The following is a 17,755-nucleotide window of genomic DNA, read 5'->3' as shown; positions in this document are numbered from 1 at the left end:
TGCGTCAATAAAGGATGTTGAGGTCAAGGATTCAATGAAGCGGGTTCTGGTCACGGGTACGGCGGGTTTTATCGGGTTTCACCTGGCGAAATTGTTATTGTCCGAAGGATTTGTCGTACACGGCTTTGACGGCATGACGGATTATTACGACGTCGCCCTCAAACAACGTCGCCACCAGATGCTGCTGCAATCACCCGGCTTTTCCGCGACCGAAGCGATGCTGGAAGATCATGAGCGCCTGATGCAGGTCGCCGACACCTTCCAGCCGGATGTGATTGTGCACCTCGCGGGTCAAGCCGGGGTGCGTTACAGCTTGGAAGACCCTCGCAGCTATATCGACTCGAACATCGTGGGCACCTTCAACGTCATGGAGGTCGCCCGCGTGCATGAGGTCGACCACCTGCTCATGGCCTCAACCTCATCCGTGTATGGCGCAAATGAGGTGATGCCCTTCACCGAAACGGAGAAGGCTGACACGCCGCTGACCATCTACGCCGCCACCAAAAAGGCAAACGAGGCGATGGGCCATTCTTATGCGCATCTGTGGAACCTGCCGACCACGATGTTCCGGTTTTTCACCGTATATGGAACCTGGGGCCGCCCCGATCTGGCGCTGTACAAATTCGTCGACGCAATCCTCGAAGATCGTCCGATCGACATTTACAATCACGGCGACATGCACCGCGATTTTACCTATGTCGATGATCTTGTGCGGGGCATCCGTCTGCTGATTGACGTGCCCCCGGTCCGGCCCGCCAGCGCCGAGGATATTGAGCCCGGAGACAGCCTTTCGCCCGCCGCGCCGTGGCGCGTGGTCAATATCGGCAATGGTGACAAAGTGCGGCTGATGGATTTTGTCGAAGCCATTGAAGAGGCGCTGGGAAAGAAAGCCATTCGCAATTACATGCCCATGCAAATGGGAGACGTTCCGGCCACATGGGCCAATAGTGATCTGTTGCAAAACCTGACGGGCTATCGTCCTCAGACGGATTTCAAGGACGGAATCGCGCGCTTTGTGGCGTGGTTCCGTGACTATCATGGTAAGTGACGCCAATGTTTGAAACAGACGCAAACGCCCGCAAGATCGCCGTGATCGGACTGGGCTATGTTGGCCTGCCGCTGGCGGTTGCTTTTGGCAAGATCGGCCCGGTTGTGGGGTTTGACATCAACGCGGACCGGATCGCCGACCTGCGCGCCGGTCATGACGCCACGCTTGAGGTTGAGCCCGAAGACCTGACCGCCGCCAAGGGCCTGTCCTTTGCCACGGACCCGGCAGAGTTGGAGGGGTGCGACACCTATATCGTGACCGTTCCCACCCCGATCACCAAGGGCAAACAGCCGGACCTGTCGCCCTTGCTGCGCGCGTCGGAAATGGTGGGCGGGTTGCTGAAACCGGGTGATCTGGTGATCTATGAATCCACCGTTTACCCCGGCGCGACCGAAGAGGATTGCGTGCCCGTTCTGGAACGCGCCTCGGGTCTGGTGTTCAACCGCGACTTTTTCGCCGGCTACAGCCCCGAGCGGATCAATCCCGGCGACAAAACGCACCGGATTGCGGATATATGCAAGGTCACCTCGGGCTCGACCCCCGAGGCGGCAGATCTGGTCGATGCGCTTTATGCCCGGATCATCACAGCAGGCACCCATAAGGCCGAAAGCATCCGCGTGGCCGAGGCCGCCAAGGTCATCGAGAACACTCAGCGCGATCTGAACATTGCGCTGGTTAATGAGCTGGCGATGATCTTTGGTCGGATGGATATCGATACCGAAGCGGTGCTGCGCGCGGCGGGGACCAAATGGAATTTTCTGCCCTTCCGCCCCGGTCTGGTCGGCGGGCATTGTATCGGTGTCGACCCCTATTACCTGACCCACAAGGCCGAGGCGGTGGGCCATCACCCGCAGATCATTCTGGCCGGGCGGCGGCTGAATGACAGCATGGGGGGGTATGTCGTTTCGCAACTTGTCAAACGGATGATGCGCGACGGGATCAATGTTGCCGCTGCCCGCGTGCTGGTGATGGGGCTGACATTCAAGGAAAACTGCCCCGATCTGCGCAATACCCGCGTGGTCGATATCATCGACGAGTTGCAGGAATATGGCGTCTCTGTCGACGTGCACGACCCCCATGCTGACGCAGAAGCCGCGCAAGAGGAATATGGGATTTCATTGGTCGCGCAGCCTGAAACCCGGGCCTATGACGGTATCGTTCTGGCGGTTGCACATCAGGAATTCCTGGCGCTCGATCCCGCGCAGGTGCGTGCTTTTGGCAAGGATCAAAGCGTGTTGTTTGACGTCAAATCCTGCCTGCCACCCGAGGCCAGCGACCTGCGGCTGTAAAAAAACCGGCGCGGGATGCGCCGGTTTTTTTTTCTCTTACCCGCCGAAATCGTCGAGCATGATGTCTTCGCGGTCCACGCCCAGATCCAGCAGCATGTTGATGACCGACTGGTTCATGATCGGCGGTCCGCACATGTAGAATTCGCAATCCTCGGGCGCGGGGTGGTTCTTGAGGTATTCCTCGAACAGAACGTTGTGGATAAAGCCTGTGTGGCCTTTCCAGTCATCCTCGGGTTGGGCATCTGACAAGGCGACATGCCAGTCGAAATTGTCGAACTCTTCGGCCAGACTGTCGAAATCTTCGACAAAGAACATCTCTTTCTTGGAGCGAGCCCCGTACCAGAAGCTGATCTTGCGGTCGCGGTTTTCCAAGCGCTTGAGCTGATCGAAGATGTGGCTGCGCATGGGCGCCATACCCGCGCCACCGCCGATGAACACCATCTCTTTTTGCGTCTCGCGCGCGAAGAACTCGCCAAACGGACCCGAGATCGTCACCTTGTCGCCCGGCTTCAGGTTGAAGATGTAAGACGACATCTGACCCGGAGGGATACCCTCGGACCCCGGAGGCGGTGAGGCCACACGGACGTTCAGCATGATCATGCCTTTTTCATCCGGGTAGTTGGCCATCGAATACGCACGCTCAATGGGTTCGGCCACTTTGGATTCGTATTGCCACAGATTGAACCTGTCCCAATCTTCGCGATACTCTTCCTGCACGTCGAAATCAGTGTATTTCAACTGGTGCGCGGGGGCCTCGATCTGGATATAGCCACCGGCGCGGAAATTCACATCCTCACCTTCCGGCAGATCCAGCGTCAGCGCCTTGATAAAGGTCGCCACGTTGTCGTTTGAGCGAACGGTGCATTCCCATTTCTTGACGCCAAAGACCTCTTCGGGGACTTCAACCTCCATGTCCTGCTTGACCGCCACCTGACAGGACAAACGGTCGCCACAGCCTGCCTCGCGCTTAGTGATGTGGCTTTCTTCGGTCGGCAGGATCGACCCGCCGCCCGAATGCACCCGCACCCGGCACTGCGCACAGGTGCCGCCGCCACCACAGGCCGAGGGCACAAAGAGCTTCTCGGCTGCCAGCGTTTGCAGCAGCTTGCCACCGGCGGGAACCGAGATGGTTTTCTCACCATTGATGGTGATGTTCACATTTCCGGTCGAGACCAGCTTGGACCGTGCCGCCATGATGATGGCGACCAGACCCAGAACGATAACGGTGAAAAGGGCTACACCTAAGCCAAAGGTTTCCATGTCGCCCTCCTTACAGTTTCACGCCCGAGAAGGACATGAAGGCCATCGCCATCAGACCCGCCGTGATGAAGGTGATGCCCAGACCCTGCAGACCATCGGGAATGTCCGAATATTTCAGCTTTTCGCGTACACCTGCCATCGCAGTGATCGCCAGCGCCCAGCCAAAGCCTGAAGACAAACCATAGGTCGTGGCTTCGGCAAAGTTATAGTCGCGTTCCACCATGAACAGCGAACCACCCAGAATGGCGCAGTTCACCGTGATCAGCGGCAGGAAAATCCCCAGCGCGTTGTAGAGCGGCGGGAAATACTTATCCAAAACCATCTCAAGGATCTGAACCATCGCCGCGATCACGCCGATGTATGAGATCAGGCCAAGGAAGGTCAGGTCCACATCCGGAAAGCCCGCCCAAGCCAGCGCGCCCGGTTTCAGCAGATAGTTCAGCAGCAGGTTGTTCGCGGGCACAGTGATGGCCTGCACCACCATGACCGAAATGCCCAGACCCAGCGCGGTCGAGATCTTCTTGGACACGGCAATGAAGGTACACATGCCAAGAAAAAAGCTGAGCGCAAGGTTTTCGACAAAGATGGCCTTTACGGCCAGTGAGATCAGACCTTCCATCAGTGGGCCTCTACCTGCTGAATTTTGTATTCACGTTCTTCCACCTGGTTCGGCTTCCATGTGCGGAAGGCCCAGATGATCAGACCGATGATGAAGAACGCCGACGGCGGCAGCAGCAGCATGCCGTTGGGCACGTACCAGCCACCGTTGTTGACGGTCTGCAGGATGGTGACGCCAAACAGCGATCCGGCCCCGAACAGCTCGCGGATAAATCCAACCAACAGCAGGATCAGGCCATAGCCCATCCCGTTGCCCATCCCGTCGATAAAGGACGCAACGGGCGGGTTCTTCATCGCAAACGCCTCGGCCCGGCCCATCACGATACAGTTGGTGATGATCAGACCCACAAAAACCGACAGGGTTTTCGAAATCTCAAACGCATAGGCTTTCAGCACCTGATCCACCAGGATCACCAGCGAAGCGATGATCACCATCTGCACGATGATCCGGATCGAACCGGGAATCTGGTTGCGAAGGCACGAGATGAAGAAGGACGAGAACGAGGTCACAAACGTCACCGCCAGCGCCATCACGAAAGACACCTGCAGTGACGAAGTAACCGCCAGCGCCGAACAGATGCCCAGCACCTGCAGGGTGATCGGGTTATTGTCGACAAGCGGGTCGACCAGCATCTCTTTCTTGGTCTGAGACATCAGAATTCTCCTGCTTGCAGTTTGGCCAGGAACGGAGCGTAACCCGCATCCCCCATCCAGAATTTCACCAGGTTATCGACACCGACCGAGGTCAGCGTGGCCCCAGCCAGCGCATCGACATAAAAGTCGGGGCCAGCGGCGGGCTGCGATTTGGCGACGGTGATCTGCAGATCGCCTGCGTCATCGCGCAGACGTTTGCCGTTCCACAGCGCCTTCCAGCGGGGGTTGTCTACCTCGGCCCCAAGGCCCGGAGTTTCGCCATGCTGATAGAATTGCAGACCGTAGATATCGTTGCCGTTGTTTTCCAGTGCGATAAAGCCATAGAGCGTGGACCACAGGCCATAGCCGTGCAACGGCAGGATCACCTTGTCCAAATCGCCAGCATCGTCGCGCAACAGATAGATCACGCGGTATTTAGACTGACGGCCAATCCCCGCCGGGTCATTGTCCAGCGCGACGCTGAGGTCCGGATCACTGGCCGCCGCCAGATCATCGAACGTGGCCGGATCGAATTGATCATCAACAAAGTCGCCGGTGGCCAGCTCCAGCACATGCGGCTCGAACGCGGCGAAGGCTTCGGTCACGTCGACGCCGGGTTCATAGACGCCTGCCACCTGCAGAACGTTGACTTGCTTGTCCTTCAGCGCGTTGGCTTCCTGCACCGGGCGCAGGCTGACAGCGGCCGCGGACACGACCATGGACGCGACCAGACAGACGGCGACGGCAACAAAGATTGTTTTGCCGACCGAATCCGGCGAGGCCGCCAGAAACTTGGCGATCGCGCCTTTGGGCTCTTGGGATTGCGTATCAGACATGGCGACGCGCCCTCCGTTTGATGTTGGCTTGCACGACGAAATAGTCGATCAGCGGAGCGAAAACATTCCCGAACAGGATTGCCAGCATCATGCCTTCGGGGAAAGCCGGGTTGATCACTCGGATCATCACAACCATGACACCGATTAGCGCACCATAGATATAGCGGCCCATATTAGTATGGCTGGCCGAAACAGGCTCGGTGACCATAAAGGCAAGACCGAATGCATAGCCGCCGATCACCACGTGCCAATACCACGGCATCGCGAACATCGGATTGGTGTCCGATCCGATCAGATTCAGCAGCAGTGTAAAGCCGATCGTACCGGCCAGACAGCCCACGATCAGGCGGTAGTTGGCGATCCGGGTCGTCAGCAGGAAGGCCAGACCGATCATACAGGCCAGTGTCGATGTTTCACCAAAACTGCCCTGAATTTGCCCGAGGAAGGAACTCATCCATGTGATGCCGTCAGCGGCCAGAGCCTGATACCCGTCTGATGCCGAAACCGACAGCGCCGTAGCGCCCGAGAACCCGTCAACCGGGGTCCAGACCGTGTCGCCGGACATGTTCGCAGGATAGGCGAAATACAGGAATGCCCGCCCCACAAGCGCGGGGTTGAGGAAGTTTTTACCGGTGCCGCCAAACACCTCTTTGCCGATCACGACGCCAAAGATGATCCCCAGCGCGACCTGCCAAAGCGGTGTGCTGGCGGGCAAAATCAACGTGTAAAGCATTGAAGATACAAGGAAGCCTTCGTTCACTTCATGTCCGCGCACGGTGGCGAAGATGACCTCGAAAATACCGCCAGCAACCAGCGTTGTGATGTAGATCGGCAGGAAATACATCAGCCCGTGCATCATGTTGGCAAACACACTGTCGGGGTTCAGCGAAATTCCGAACATCTGCAGGATGGCGATCCGCCAGCCTGTGGCCGAATCCGGCCCCAGCGCGGCAATGGCCGTGTTGGCCTGATAGCCGGTATTGTACATCCCCCAAAGGATACAGGGGATCGTGGCGATCACGACATAGGTCATGATCCGCTTCATATCCACGTAAGACCGCGCATGAGGCGCCACGGTGGTTACGGTTTTCGGAGTGTAGATAAAGCTCTCCACCATCTCGTAGATGGGGAAATACTTTTCGTACTTGCCGCCCTTGGTAAAGTTCGGCTCGATCCGATCGAAGAAGCTGCGCAAACCCATTTGGATCAGCCCTCCTTTTCAATCTTGGTCAGGCAGTCGCGCAGCGCCAGCCCGTATTCATATTTCGCCGGACAGGCAAAGCCGACAAGACCCAGATCCTCTTCGTCCAGCTCCAGCGCACCCAGCGCCTGCGCCGTGTCGGTGTCCATGACCAGCAACGCGCGCAACAGTTGCGTGGGCAGATAATCCTGCGGCATCAGCTCTTCGAACGTACCTGTCGGAACCATCGCACGGCGTCCACCATTCAGGTTGGACGTTAGCGCATATAGTTTCTTTGCAAAGGCTGAACCCAGCACCGGCTGCACAGCGAATTTCGAAGGCATCGGACGAATCCAGCCCATCGGAATCTGGTCGTGATCCTCTCGGATGATGCTGATCTGGCGCGCAAAACGCCCCAGATAGGCCGTCGGACCATCCGCATGCGTCCCCGACAGGATCGAGCCCGAGATCACGCGTGCAGTGCCCTCAACATCAACCTCATCGCGGGTCAGATCTTCGGTCGACGCGCCCATGACGGTGCGGATCAGGCGCGGCTGTCGCGCGCCCGGCCCGGAAATGGCCACAACCACGTTCGGGTCCAAATGGCCGGTTTGCACCAATCTGCCGATGGCGATCACATCCAGGTAGCCAATGGTCCAAACCTGCTTTTCACCCGCCAGGGGTTCAAGGAAATGGATATGTGTGCCGGCAAGACCCGCCGGATGCGGCCCCGAAAACGCAGCAGCTTCGACGTTCGCCACATCCACGCCGGGGATCGTATCCCCGTCTTTGTGGCACAGATAGGTCTTGCCATCGGTCAGCTTGGCGATGGCCGCCAGACCGGTAGCAAAAGCGTCCCCGGCGTCTTCGATGATCACCCGTGCATCCGCCGCCAATGGCTCACTGTCCATGGCCGTCACGAAAATCGCAGCCGGCTTCGTCCCCGGCTCGGGCATTTTGGAGTAGGGACGTGTGCGAAAGCTGGTCCACAGACCCGCAGCGCACAGTTTCTGCGTTACACCTTCGGCACTGTCGGCATCGCCCACGCCCGAGAAATCGACGCCCGTGTCATTTGCATCCGAAACCTCGATCACGACGCTTTGCAGCACACGGCGGGCACCACGATTGATCGCGACGACCTTACCGGTCAACGGCGCGACCATCATCGCATCAGGCACATCCTTGTGGCAAAACAGCGGAGTACCGCGTTGAACCATATCGCCTTCCTGAACCAGCATACGCGGTTTCAGGCCCAGGTAATCGCCCCCCAAAACCCCAACTGAGGTAAATTCCGGTCCCGGGTGAATTGTCTGGTCCGGGGCCCCGGCGACCGGCAGCTCCATCCCCTTTTTCAGTTTGAAAGTTTGCATATCGCTACTGTCTTCCAAGCCTCTTTATCTGCGCCAGCCCTGCCGACACCGCCATGGGGCCGGACAATAACGCGGAAATCTTGTCACGTCGTCGCAAAAGCGCGCAAAGGCGTCCAAAATCCGCAGGCGTAATTCTGATTGGGGCCCCTTTACGCGGGGATGATACCAAAAGCAAACCTGTTACCGCCCAAAATACGCAGCGAATCTCACTTTCCTTTGAAAACTCACATTTTTGCTGCGTAAATTGCGTGTCGCGCACAGTTTGGTTCCGGTGTAAGCACAGCGAATGGAACAAAAGCGCGAACTTGAGATTTTTCTGGTGGCCACCCCGGGGCTTGAGCCCCCCCTGCATGCCGAGGCAGTTGAGAAGGGATTCGCCGGGGCGAAAATCGTGCCGGGCGGCGTCAGTTGCCGCGGCACATGGCCCGAGGTCTGGCGCGCAAATCTGTGCCTGCGCGGGGCCAACAAAGTTCTGGTGCGCCTCGGCGGATTTCCTGCGGTGCATCTTGCCCAGCTCGACAAACGCGCGCGGAAATTCCCTTGGTCCGACGTTCTGCGCCCCGATGTCCCGGTAAAGGTCGAGGCCACCAGCCGCAAATCCCGTATCTACCATGCGGGTGCGGCAAAACAGCGTGTCGAAAACGCGATTTCCGAGACACTCGGGGCGTCAGTATCCTCTGACGCAGAGCTCAGAGTTCTCTTGCGCATCGAAAAGGACTTTTGCACCTTTTCGGTCGATACATCGGGGGAGTTGCTGCACAAGCGCGGTCACAAACCGGCTGTCGCCAAGGCTCCGATGCGCGACACGATGGCTGCGATGTTCCTGCGCCAATGCGGCTATGACGGGTCAGAACCCGTTCTGGACCCGATGTGCGGGTCGGGCACCTTTGTCATCGAAGCCGCCGAAATCGCCTTGGGCCTCAACCCCGGACGATCCCGCAGCTTTGCGTTCGAAGCGTTGAACGGGTTCGATGCGCAAGCATGGGCTGAGATGCGCCAAGGCCAGAACGCGCGCGAAACAGACCTGGTATTTTACGGCTCGGACCGCAACGCCGGAGCGATAGACGCGTCCTGCGCCAACGCAGAGCGCGCCGGGGTCGATACGATCACACGGTTCCAATGCAAATCGGTCAGTGACATCAAACCACCTGCTGGTCCGGCGGGTCTGATTATCGCCAACCCACCGTATGGTGCCAGAATTGGCGACGAAAAGCGCCTGCGGTCTTTGTATGGCAGTCTGGGCAAAACCCTTGCGAACAGGTTCAGCGGCTGGCGCGTCGGCATCGTCACCAGCAATCAATCGCTGGCCCGGGCAACCCGCCTGCCCTTTCTGGCACCCGGCCCCGTGGTAGACCACGGAGGCACCAAAATCCGCCTCTATCAAACGGGCCCTCTATCCTGATCAGGAAATCCTGCCGCTGCCCCGAGAATCCCCCTTGCACATCCCAATCCCCGGGTATAGATCACCCGCCACGGTCGGAGTGTAGCTCAGCCTGGTAGAGCACTGCCTTCGGGAGGCAGGGGTCGGAGGTTCGAATCCTCTCACTCCGACCAAATCAAATCAATCACTTAACGATGATTTGGCGGCGGCTGAACGCGGCGCAAACTGTGATGCCTCACAAATTGCGCCCAAAAGGGACCGCAAATCCTCCATCCTATCCAAGCATATGAAGCCCGAACACAAGCGCATGTCGCGCGTGTTGGGCTATGCGCTGACCCTCGGTGATTTTGAATCATGGGCCGGGTTCGTCACTGTGGCAATGGCCCGGATGACCATTGAAGAGCGCGCCGCGATGGCATGGGCCGCTCTTCGTTCACTGGACACTCCTGACCAAGCGGGACTGATCGCTGAGAACGTCCTTCAATTCACCGATGGTCCCATGCCGCCCTTTCTCAGCCCAATGGAAGATGCGCGTTGGTGGGCGTCTTTTGCTTCGCTGAATGAACGCAAATCCTATGCGCTGGCGGCATATGAAGCTCTGCCCGAAGCCGATCAGATGGCCTTCCGCAACCACATCTCTGAAGTGGAGATCGCGTAATGCATTATCAGCGCCTTAACCGCTCATCTACCCTACCTGTCACCGACGAAATGATATCGGACCACCTCAGGATCTTCCCGGAAAGCGAGATCGAACTCTTTCGGCACGTCCAACAGCTGTTGAATTCAGCCTGTCTTGAAATTGAGGATCATGCTGAAATTGCTCTAATCACCCAGAGAATTAGAGTTGCCGTTTCGGGGCCACATGTCGAAGGTGCAACCTACCGTTTACCCATCGGTCCGGCGCAGGACGACGCAACAGTACTAGTTTCAGCCGTCGAAACGGATGGAACAGTAACATCGCTTAACGCTCAACAGTTTCACTTCGGTTCTGGCCGCCGTCCGCTTTTACACCTCATCGAAGGAAAAGACCTACCGTCCACTCTACTTCGGGATACCACTCGTCTGCGAGTGGAATACGACGCTGGTTTTGGCTCGGATCATTCTAACGTTCCTGCGGACTTGCAACTCGCCGTGTTGGATCAAGCGGCGCTCTATCTGGACAACGGCTACGACGTAAAGCGTGGTCATGCCGGATTGTCACCGCATACCGCCCGCATCGCCACCCGTTACCGGGGAGTGCGTATATGATCGAACTGGAATTGGATGAAATCATGACTCTGCACTGGCCGCGTGTCATGCGCCGCGCGATGCGTGACGGCGATGAATGGGCGCAAGGCTTTGCCAAGTCCATTGCTCGCCATGGCAAGCGCCCGGCGTGGCGTCCATCCCCCAAGCAAGCGCACATCATGCGCCGCATGATCAACGATCTGGCAACTCCGCCAGACGACCTTGAACTGATCGAGAGGTAACGAAAGCAGCGACCCTGCGCGCCACCATACGCAGGGCCGAAGTGGTGGATCGGGTCACAACGGTGGCACCACGGGTGAAAGCCTACCACGGGCGGGATCACAGGCAAAGGGCAGTCCTAGAGGTTGAAGCCCGATCCCCGGCGCAGCGTTCAAGCGTCGCAAGTAGCAACTGACTGACTGGTGGGAACGCACAACCAGTCGGGCCTGATGCGATGGACCGGCTCCGATGAGCAGGAACTACACGCGGAAGGCATGGGGACTGCTGCGCTTTCGAGCGTAGGCAGTCGTCCTATGCCTTCTGCTCCGAACCTCACCAATGAGCAAACATGCTCAACGGTGCAAACGAAGAGAGAGACGAGCGAGTAAATGGCTGGCTTCATTGAAAATGGTCCCAATGCCCAGAATTATATGGATTTCGGCGACCGCGCGGGGGAGTTATCTCTTCTCGCTCACAGACGGAATCTGGAACTCCCATCCCCGGAAGCAGCAGTCCAGTTTCTGGAATCTCTGAAAATTCCCGAAGGCCCGAAAGCTGGCGACCCAATCCGGCTGGCACCCTTTCAAAAGCAATTTGTGGAAGGGGCCTTGGCCGATGACACCCAGGTCGCAGTTCTAAGTATCGGGCGCGGCAATGCCAAAACCGCCCTGTCTGCTGGCATCGCCCTTGGCGCGCTGTTGGGCGCATGGGACCCCCAGCCCCGCCGCCATATTCTGATCGCGGCCCGTACACGGGAACAGGGCAAAATCGCTTTTGACTTTGCTGAAGCTTTCTGCGCCAGCCTGCCTGTCGAGATCCGCAAGCACCTCACATTCCGCAAAAATCCGCGCTTGGAAATCGAATATGACGGCGATGGCGGGCATCACCTACTCAAAGTAATCGCAGCCGACGGCAAAAGCGCCCTCGGCACAGCTCCGAACCTTGTCCTGATGGATGAGCGCGGCCACTGGCCATTGGAACAGGGCAACGACCTTGAGGGGGCGCTTATGTCGTCCCTCGGTAAACGTGGTGGACGGGCGCTAATCATTTCCACTTCGGCAGCAGATGATGCGCACCCGTTTTCACAATGGCTCGATAATCCGCAACCCGGCACCTATGTGCAGGAGCACCGCCCGCCGCCCGGACTGCCAGCCGATGACCGGGAAAGCCTGCTGATTGCCAACCCCGGCGCAGTGGCAGGCATCGGAGCATCCATCGAGTGGCTTGAGCAACAGGCCAAGGTGTCGATCGCGCGCGGTGGGTCCAGCCTCAGTACCTTCCGGCTCTATAACCGCAATGAGCGCGTGTCCGGTGAAACTCGTGACCTACTGCTGACGGTGGACGAATGGCTGCATTGCGAAGTGTCGGAACTGCCCGCACGCAAAGGCCAGGTGGTGATAGGGCTGGATCTCGGCGGCTCTGCCAGCATGTCTGCCGCTGCGTTCTACTGGCCGGACAGCGGGCGACTGGAGTGCCTTGGCGCGTTCCCGTCGCAACCGTCCCTTGCGGATCGCGGTGCCAAAGATGGCGTGTCACGGCGTTATGTCGAAATGCAGGAGCGTGGCGAACTGTCTGTGATCGGTGACGCCACTGTGCCAGTGGCTCCCTGGCTGGCCGACCTGATGGAACACGTTGCAGGCCAGCCCATCGCGGCTATCTGCGCCGACCGCTACAAACAGGCCGAACTTGGCGAGGCCCTTGAGCGGGCCGGTATCCGTTCCCCAATCATCTGGCGTGGTCAGGGCTTCCGCGATGGGGGCGAGGATTGCGAACGGTTCCGCCGCGCCTGCTTTGAAGGCAAGGTGAAATCGTCGCCTTCCCTGCTTCTACGCTCGGCTTTCGCTGATGCAGTTACGCTGCGCGACCCCGCCAACAACATGAAACTGGCCAAGGCCCGATCAACGGGCCGGATCGATGCCGCTGCCGCAACCGTGCTGGCGGTGGCAGAAGGCGCGCGCATTATGGGCCGCCCCACAAGACAGGCGAGAGTGACATGGGCATAAGAAAAGAACATCAACGTTATTCTCGACACGTTACTCGAACCAAGCGGTGGAAAACGCTTCGGGTGGAAATTATCGACCGTGATAACGGCCAATGCCGCCAGTGTGGCAGACGTGGGCGGCTAGAAGTGGACCACATTAAACCTGTCAGAACGCATCCGGAACTGTCTTTCGACCCAGCGAATCTGCAGTGTCTTTGCCCAAAGTGCCATTCCCGAAAAACCCGCTTGGAATGTGGGCATAAACCGACGCCGCAGAAACACACTGATTGGAAATTAGCCGTCAAAAATCTCGAAAAAGGGGCAACAAGTTTCAGCATCCCGTTTGGAGTCCAAAAATCGGCGATTCCAGTTGTGCTGGTTTTTGGACCCCCGGGCGCAGGAAAGACGACCTACGTCCACAGGAATGCCAGCGCAGGTGATGTAATCATTGATCTTGATCAGTTCCTTGCGGAAATCGGCGGCAAACCCTGGGAAACCGATAAGTCTTTGGTTCACGAAGCTTTCAAACGCCACGACGCAGCCATCCGAGGGCTATCCAAGGCGATCAGTGGAAAAGCATGGCTGATTAAATCAGCCGCCTCACAATCTGAGAGAACGGCGTGGAAGCTGGCACTTGGATCGCTTGAAGAGCGTCCAATCCTGACGCGCCCCGACACCTGCATACAGAGAATAAATGCGGACCCGAAAAGACAACATCGGGCTCCAGAGATGTGCGCATCAGTTCACGACTGGTGGCGAACATACATCGCCGAAGGCGGTGAGAAACCAAGCAAAACAGGAGTGACCAATGCTTGATTCAGTGAAGATCGCACGGCGGCAAAGCGAAATCCGCCAAGAGATCGCAACCTTGGCCGGGAAGGCCGAACCGTCCGAGGATGAAGTGCGTTCGATGGAAACGCTCGATGGCGAATACCGGACCAATGAAACCCGCTATCGCGCCGCTCTGATTGCAGAGGATGAAGAGCGCCGGGAAGCCGGGGCGGAACTCGAAACCCGTTCGGATCGGGAATGGTCTGACTTGATGGGTGGTTTTGAGATGCGCCAGGTCGCGCTTGCTCTGGATGAAGGGCGGCAATTGGACGGGGCCACACAAGAAATCGTCTCCGAACTGCGCAGCCAGGGTGGTTATCGTGGTGTGCCGGTTCCATGGGATGCGCTGGAAATCCGGGCCGGTGAAACTGTCGCCAGCGGGACGCCTGACCCGGTTCGCACGGCCCCGATCATTGATCGCCTGTTTGCCCAAAGCTGTGCCATGCGAATGGGTGGCCGGATGATCAATGTCGGAATCGGCGAACAGGAATACCCCGTCACCACGTCCAATGTCTCGGCGGGCTGGACTGGTTCTGAGACGGGTAATGTGCCGGGGCCTGCGGCGTACACCACCTTGGATCGACCTCTGAAACCTGATCACAATCTGGGTATTCAGATGCGCATCACGCGTAAGACGCTGAAACAGTCCGGGGCCGGTCTGGAACAGGCGGTGCGGCGCGACATGAACGGCGCGATTGAAGAGGCTCTTGACCGCGCAGTGTTCCAAGGCAGCGGCGCAGCTGGTGAACCGACTGGCATTCTGGCCGGGGCGGCAGGCTGGAACATCACCGAAACCGCAATCAGCGCGGCAGCGTCCTATGCGGCGTTTCGTTCGGCGGCGGTGCGGTTCATGACAGCGAACGCGGCGAACGGCCCCGGCGCGGTCAACCTGCTGCTGCGGCCCGAAGTATTCGATGGAATGGACGATGATCTGATCGCTGGAACTGCTGTTTCCGAATGGGATCGGCTGGTAGCCAAGATCGGTAACGTGCATCTGTCCAGCAATGCTCTGGCGGAACCGACCGGCGACCCGGCGGCATCGGTGGCGGTCATGACCACGACCGTTGGCGGCGTTCCGCCCTTCTTTGTCGGCACTTGGGGCGCGGTGGACTTGATCCGTGATCCGTATTCCGACGCGCAATCCGGTGGCCTGCGTCTGACGGCTCTGACCACAATGGATGTGACTGTTTCCCGTTCGGTGCAAACCGAAGTTCTGACGGGGATCCAGTAACATGCTCTTTGGCGGCTCAAATGGCGGGATTGAAATCCGCCGCTCCGAGGACGGGGCAACCCGCCTCCGGGGCCGCTTTCCCTACGGCGTTGCCACTGTCCTTTGGGATGGTGGTGCGTCCGGGCAAGCCCGAAAAGAGGTGATCGCCCCGCGGGCGTTTGCCAAACGCATTGCTGATACCGGTCAGGACATTCACTTTCTGGCGGGCCACGACTTTGATCGCCCTTTGGCCAGCCGCAAGGCGGGCAGTCTGACCGTGACGGATGGTAACGACGCCCTGACCTTTGAAGCAACAATCGCCCCTGAAATGCGGGCGGTGTCCTATGTTCAGGACTTCCTCGGCGGTCTTGCAGCGGGGCTTATTATGGGGCTGTCACCAGGCTTTCGCGTCGGCGCAAAGGCTGGGGCCGAAACTGTCGCATCCGATGGCACGGCACTTCTGCGTACGGTTCGATCTGCTGACCTCTTCGAGATTAGCGCCGTCACTCGACCCGCTTATCCTGAAGCCCAGATCGAGGCGCGCAACTGGTCTGCCGATGGCCCAGAACTCCGCGTCTCGGCGCATCCCCTCAACCGTTGGAGGCTCTGATGATCTGGCCATTCAAACGAAAACAAGAAACCCGTTCAGCATCATCCGGCTTCACGGCGGAAATCATGGCGGCGCGGGAATCCTACGTTTCCGGCCGTCGTGGGATCGCGGAGTTGACCGCCACCACGCAAAGCTGCGTCTCTCTCTGGGAAAGTGGCCTGAGTATGGCCGATGTGACCGGGGCCGATCTGCTTGATCGCCGCGCCTTGGCGGTCATTGGGCGCAGCCTTGCCCTGCGCGGTGAAGCGGTGTTCCTGATCCGTGATTACGGGTTGATTCCTTGCAGCGATTGGGACTTGCGTACCCGCGACGGTATCCCGACCGCCTATCGCGTGTCCGTCTCTGAGGCTGGCGGTGGGCGTACCGAAACAGCCCTTGCAGGCGAGGTGCTGCACATTCGGATCGGCTGTGATCCAGTTGCCCCATATTACGGCACAGCGCCACTTAAACGCGCCAGCCTGACCGCCGGCCTTTTGAATGCGCTGGAAACCGCCCTGACGGAAGTCTATGAAAACGCGCCTCTCGGATCGGAAATAGTGCATCTGCCTGATAGCGGGGCCGGAGACATGGCAGATATGCGCGCATCTTTCCGAGGCCGTCGCGGCTCTGTCCTTGTCCTGGAAGGTGTGGCTCATGCTGTCGCTGGCGGGATGCACCCAAATGCGGGCAAAGCACCGGACGATCTGTCCCCGGATCTATCCAAGTCAATGACGAAGGAATCGCTGGCGGCGGCACGGGACGCAATCAACATGGCCTTTGGCATTCTGCCCGGTTTGGCGAACCCATCGACCACTGGCCCAATGGTACGGGAAGCACAGCGCCACCTCGCCCAATGGGTGCTGCAACCAATCGCCGCTCAGATTGCGGAAGAAGCCAGCACCAAACTCGGCGGAGCCGTGGAACTGGACGTGATGCGCCCCTTGCAAGCCTTTGACGCTGGCGGACGGGCGCGAGCCATGACCGCGATCATCAAGGCAATGGCCGAGGCCAAAGAGGCTGGGATCGATCCCGGCGCGGCACTTCAAATCGTGGACTTGAAACCAGAATAGGCAGGTTGCGCCTTGGTAACGGCAATGTGCCAGAAGCGACCCCGTTAGTCAGAGAGTGGGCAAACCCTGACAAGTGCGGTCTCCAATACCTCCATTCGGTAGGCGCGGCACAGGGGCGGGCTAAATGCCCGCCCTATTCAAAGATCACGCACCCGTCGCCTGCCCGGCCAATTGCCGCCATATCTTCGGCTGTCAGAGCCGCACATCCTTCAAGAATAATTGTGGCACCTTTTGCTTTTGCAGCACGTGCGACACCTGCTAGCTCCTCAACAAAAAAGTTCTGCGCGTTCAGTCGAAGTCCTCCTCCTGCACGAGCAACAGATTTTATTTCTTCAAGATTTAAATGAAGAATGGTCATATGGATTTTCCTTCTTTTCGGAGACGAACTCCGGCACCGCTACCATTTTCTGGTATAAACTCAGCGCCAGCCGTTTCTAGCGCAGTTCTTATTACCAGCACCGTTGAAGCTTTCAATTCTTCACCGCGCTCCAATCTAGATACCGTTGCCTGAGCCACTCCGGCCAAACTTGCCAGTTCTCTAACGCCTAGTCCCAGAGCGGCCCTTGCCATTTTGCATTGCACAGCATTCATAATGATAACCATGTTATTTTTTATTGACAGTCATTCCGTCTCAAATAACAACAGTGTTATTAAAGTAAACCAAATAGGAGAGTATCAATGGATAAGCTGGACATCCTCCCAGGTGGGATTAACCGTTATGACCTCGCCATTAAGTCAAATGTTGTCGCGGGGCTGGTGGACGCGGCACTAAGCCAAATCGAAGAACTCGACTTTGAAACAGCGAAAGGAACCAGGAACAGAGAGTTGGATCACGTTTGGGCGATGGTTTCAGCCCTTCAGCCATTGGCCGCAGAACTCTCTGACCTTTGCGACGGTATCGGCGCAATGCCGGAAGAATGCCAAGTACAAAAGATCGAAGCGTCGTCAGTATAGTCTCAAGTCCCCTAAGATCGTGGGGGTTGCCACGTTTTTAAAAGCGTGGTATCTCTCAC

20 protein-coding genes and 1 tRNA gene are annotated in these 17,755 nt (G+C 58.2%); 13 read left to right on the top strand and 8 right to left on the bottom strand.

The features are described from left to right. Positions 1–34 precede the first annotated feature (34 nt). Together ACR0J5_RS13700 and tviB are read left to right on the top strand one after the other, a co-directional pair. On the top strand, positions 35–1,048 hold the full coding sequence (locus ACR0J5_RS13700) for an NAD-dependent epimerase/dehydratase family protein (RefSeq protein WP_480654220.1): 1,014 nt from the start codon (positions 35–37) through the stop codon (positions 1,046–1,048). 5 nt (positions 1,049–1,053) lie between these two features. Next, positions 1,054–2,337: a Vi polysaccharide biosynthesis UDP-N-acetylglucosamine C-6 dehydrogenase TviB gene (gene tviB, locus ACR0J5_RS13695; RefSeq protein ID WP_480654218.1), complete on the top strand. Its 1,284-nt coding sequence runs from the start codon at positions 1,054–1,056 to the stop codon at positions 2,335–2,337. A 36-nt stretch (positions 2,338–2,373) separates the two neighbouring features. On the opposite strand, the gene nqrF is transcribed toward tviB, so the two are convergent. The 6 genes from nqrF to ACR0J5_RS13665 are packed head-to-tail and all read right to left on the bottom strand — an operon-like array spanning position 2,374 to position 8,234. Continuing rightward, positions 2,374–3,597: an NADH:ubiquinone reductase (Na(+)-transporting) subunit F gene (gene nqrF, locus ACR0J5_RS13690; RefSeq protein ID WP_480654216.1), complete on the bottom strand. Its 1,224-nt coding sequence runs from the start codon at positions 3,595–3,597 to the stop codon at positions 2,374–2,376. Positions 3,598–3,607: 10 nt separating this feature from the next. Then, positions 3,608–4,216 carry an NADH:ubiquinone reductase (Na(+)-transporting) subunit E gene (gene nqrE, locus ACR0J5_RS13685; protein ID WP_039526851.1) on the bottom strand — a complete coding sequence of 203 codons (609 nt, stop codon included), beginning with the start codon at positions 4,214–4,216 and terminating at the stop codon, positions 3,608–3,610. Next, positions 4,216–4,869 carry an NADH:ubiquinone reductase (Na(+)-transporting) subunit D gene (locus tag ACR0J5_RS13680; RefSeq protein ID WP_480576543.1) on the bottom strand — a complete coding sequence of 218 codons (654 nt, stop codon included), beginning with the start codon at positions 4,867–4,869 and terminating at the stop codon, positions 4,216–4,218. Before ACR0J5_RS13680 ends, nqrE begins: the two co-directional genes overlap by 1 nt. Beyond that, positions 4,869–5,684: a Na(+)-translocating NADH-quinone reductase subunit C gene (locus ACR0J5_RS13675; RefSeq protein ID WP_480654213.1), complete on the bottom strand. Its 816-nt coding sequence runs from the start codon at positions 5,682–5,684 to the stop codon at positions 4,869–4,871. Before ACR0J5_RS13675 ends, ACR0J5_RS13680 begins: the two co-directional genes overlap by 1 nt. Next, complete coding sequence (locus tag ACR0J5_RS13670; protein WP_480654211.1) at positions 5,677–6,885, bottom strand: NADH:ubiquinone reductase (Na(+)-transporting) subunit B; 1,209 nt, start codon at positions 6,883–6,885, stop codon at positions 5,677–5,679. The genes ACR0J5_RS13675 and ACR0J5_RS13670 overlap by 8 nt, the downstream gene beginning before the upstream one ends. Positions 6,886–6,890: 5 nt before the next feature. Further along, the gene (locus tag ACR0J5_RS13665) at positions 6,891–8,234 is read right to left on the bottom strand and encodes a Na(+)-translocating NADH-quinone reductase subunit A (protein ID WP_480654209.1); all 1,344 of its coding nucleotides are present in this window, start codon (positions 8,232–8,234) and stop codon (positions 6,891–6,893) included. A 286-nt stretch (positions 8,235–8,520) separates the two neighbouring features. Here ACR0J5_RS13665 and ACR0J5_RS13660 point away from each other — a divergent pair, with 286 nt between their 5' ends. The 10 genes from ACR0J5_RS13660 (at position 8,521) to ACR0J5_RS13615 (ending at position 16,742) form a co-directional block, all read left to right on the top strand. After that, the gene (locus ACR0J5_RS13660; RefSeq protein ID WP_480654207.1) at positions 8,521–9,636 is read left to right on the top strand and encodes a THUMP domain-containing class I SAM-dependent RNA methyltransferase; all 1,116 of its coding nucleotides are present in this window, start codon (positions 8,521–8,523) and stop codon (positions 9,634–9,636) included. 75 nt (positions 9,637–9,711) lie between these two features. After that, positions 9,712–9,788 (top strand) — tRNA-Pro (locus tag ACR0J5_RS13655). Between the two features lie 26 nt (positions 9,789–9,814). Further along, on the top strand, positions 9,815–10,273 hold the full coding sequence (locus ACR0J5_RS13650) for a hypothetical protein (protein WP_480654205.1): 459 nt from the start codon (positions 9,815–9,817) through the stop codon (positions 10,271–10,273). Further along, entirely contained in the window at positions 10,273–10,863 is a 591-nt protein-coding gene (locus tag ACR0J5_RS13645) for a head-tail connector protein (RefSeq protein ID WP_480654203.1), read from the top strand. Before ACR0J5_RS13650 ends, ACR0J5_RS13645 begins: the two co-directional genes overlap by 1 nt. Next, positions 10,860–11,084, top strand: a complete 225-nt coding sequence (locus ACR0J5_RS13640; protein ID WP_480654201.1) for a hypothetical protein — start codon at positions 10,860–10,862, stop codon at positions 11,082–11,084. Before ACR0J5_RS13645 ends, ACR0J5_RS13640 begins: the two co-directional genes overlap by 4 nt. A gap of 585 nt (positions 11,085–11,669) precedes the next feature. Continuing rightward, the gene (locus ACR0J5_RS13635; protein ID WP_480654199.1) at positions 11,670–13,064 is read left to right on the top strand and encodes a terminase TerL endonuclease subunit; all 1,395 of its coding nucleotides are present in this window, start codon (positions 11,670–11,672) and stop codon (positions 13,062–13,064) included. After that, a complete protein-coding gene (locus ACR0J5_RS13630) occupies positions 13,055–13,858 on the top strand; it encodes an HNH endonuclease (protein WP_480654197.1) in 804 nt (267 codons plus the stop codon). Before ACR0J5_RS13635 ends, ACR0J5_RS13630 begins: the two co-directional genes overlap by 10 nt. After that, positions 13,851–15,104 carry a phage major capsid protein gene (locus ACR0J5_RS13625; protein WP_480654195.1) on the top strand — a complete coding sequence of 418 codons (1,254 nt, stop codon included), beginning with the start codon at positions 13,851–13,853 and terminating at the stop codon, positions 15,102–15,104. The genes ACR0J5_RS13630 and ACR0J5_RS13625 overlap by 8 nt, the downstream gene beginning before the upstream one ends. A 1-nt stretch (position 15,105) precedes the next feature. Then, positions 15,106–15,693, top strand: coding sequence for an HK97 family phage prohead protease (locus ACR0J5_RS13620; RefSeq protein ID WP_480654193.1), 588 nt, complete (start codon positions 15,106–15,108; stop codon positions 15,691–15,693). Then, positions 15,693–16,742 carry a phage portal protein gene (locus ACR0J5_RS13615; RefSeq protein WP_480654191.1) on the top strand — a complete coding sequence of 350 codons (1,050 nt, stop codon included), beginning with the start codon at positions 15,693–15,695 and terminating at the stop codon, positions 16,740–16,742. The genes ACR0J5_RS13620 and ACR0J5_RS13615 overlap by 1 nt, the downstream gene beginning before the upstream one ends. Positions 16,743–16,875: 133 nt before the next feature. Here the strand turns inward: ACR0J5_RS13615 and ACR0J5_RS13610 are convergent, their stop codons facing one another. Beyond that, positions 16,876–17,100, bottom strand: coding sequence for a hypothetical protein (locus tag ACR0J5_RS13610; RefSeq protein ID WP_480654189.1), 225 nt, complete (start codon positions 17,098–17,100; stop codon positions 16,876–16,878). Then, a complete protein-coding gene (locus ACR0J5_RS13605) occupies positions 17,097–17,345 on the bottom strand; it encodes a helix-turn-helix domain-containing protein (RefSeq protein ID WP_480654187.1) in 249 nt (82 codons plus the stop codon). The genes ACR0J5_RS13610 and ACR0J5_RS13605 overlap by 4 nt, the downstream gene beginning before the upstream one ends. 75 nt (positions 17,346–17,420) lie before the next feature. Here ACR0J5_RS13605 and ACR0J5_RS13600 point away from each other — a divergent pair, with 75 nt between their 5' ends. Then, on the top strand, positions 17,421–17,696 hold the full coding sequence (locus ACR0J5_RS13600) for a hypothetical protein (protein WP_480654185.1): 276 nt from the start codon (positions 17,421–17,423) through the stop codon (positions 17,694–17,696). Positions 17,697–17,755: the final 59 nt, after the last annotated feature.

Source organism: Ruegeria sp. BE1, assembly GCF_056538885.1.
The sequence above is the reverse complement of the archived record's forward strand: the minus strand, read 5'-3'. Positions and strand labels throughout refer to the sequence as shown.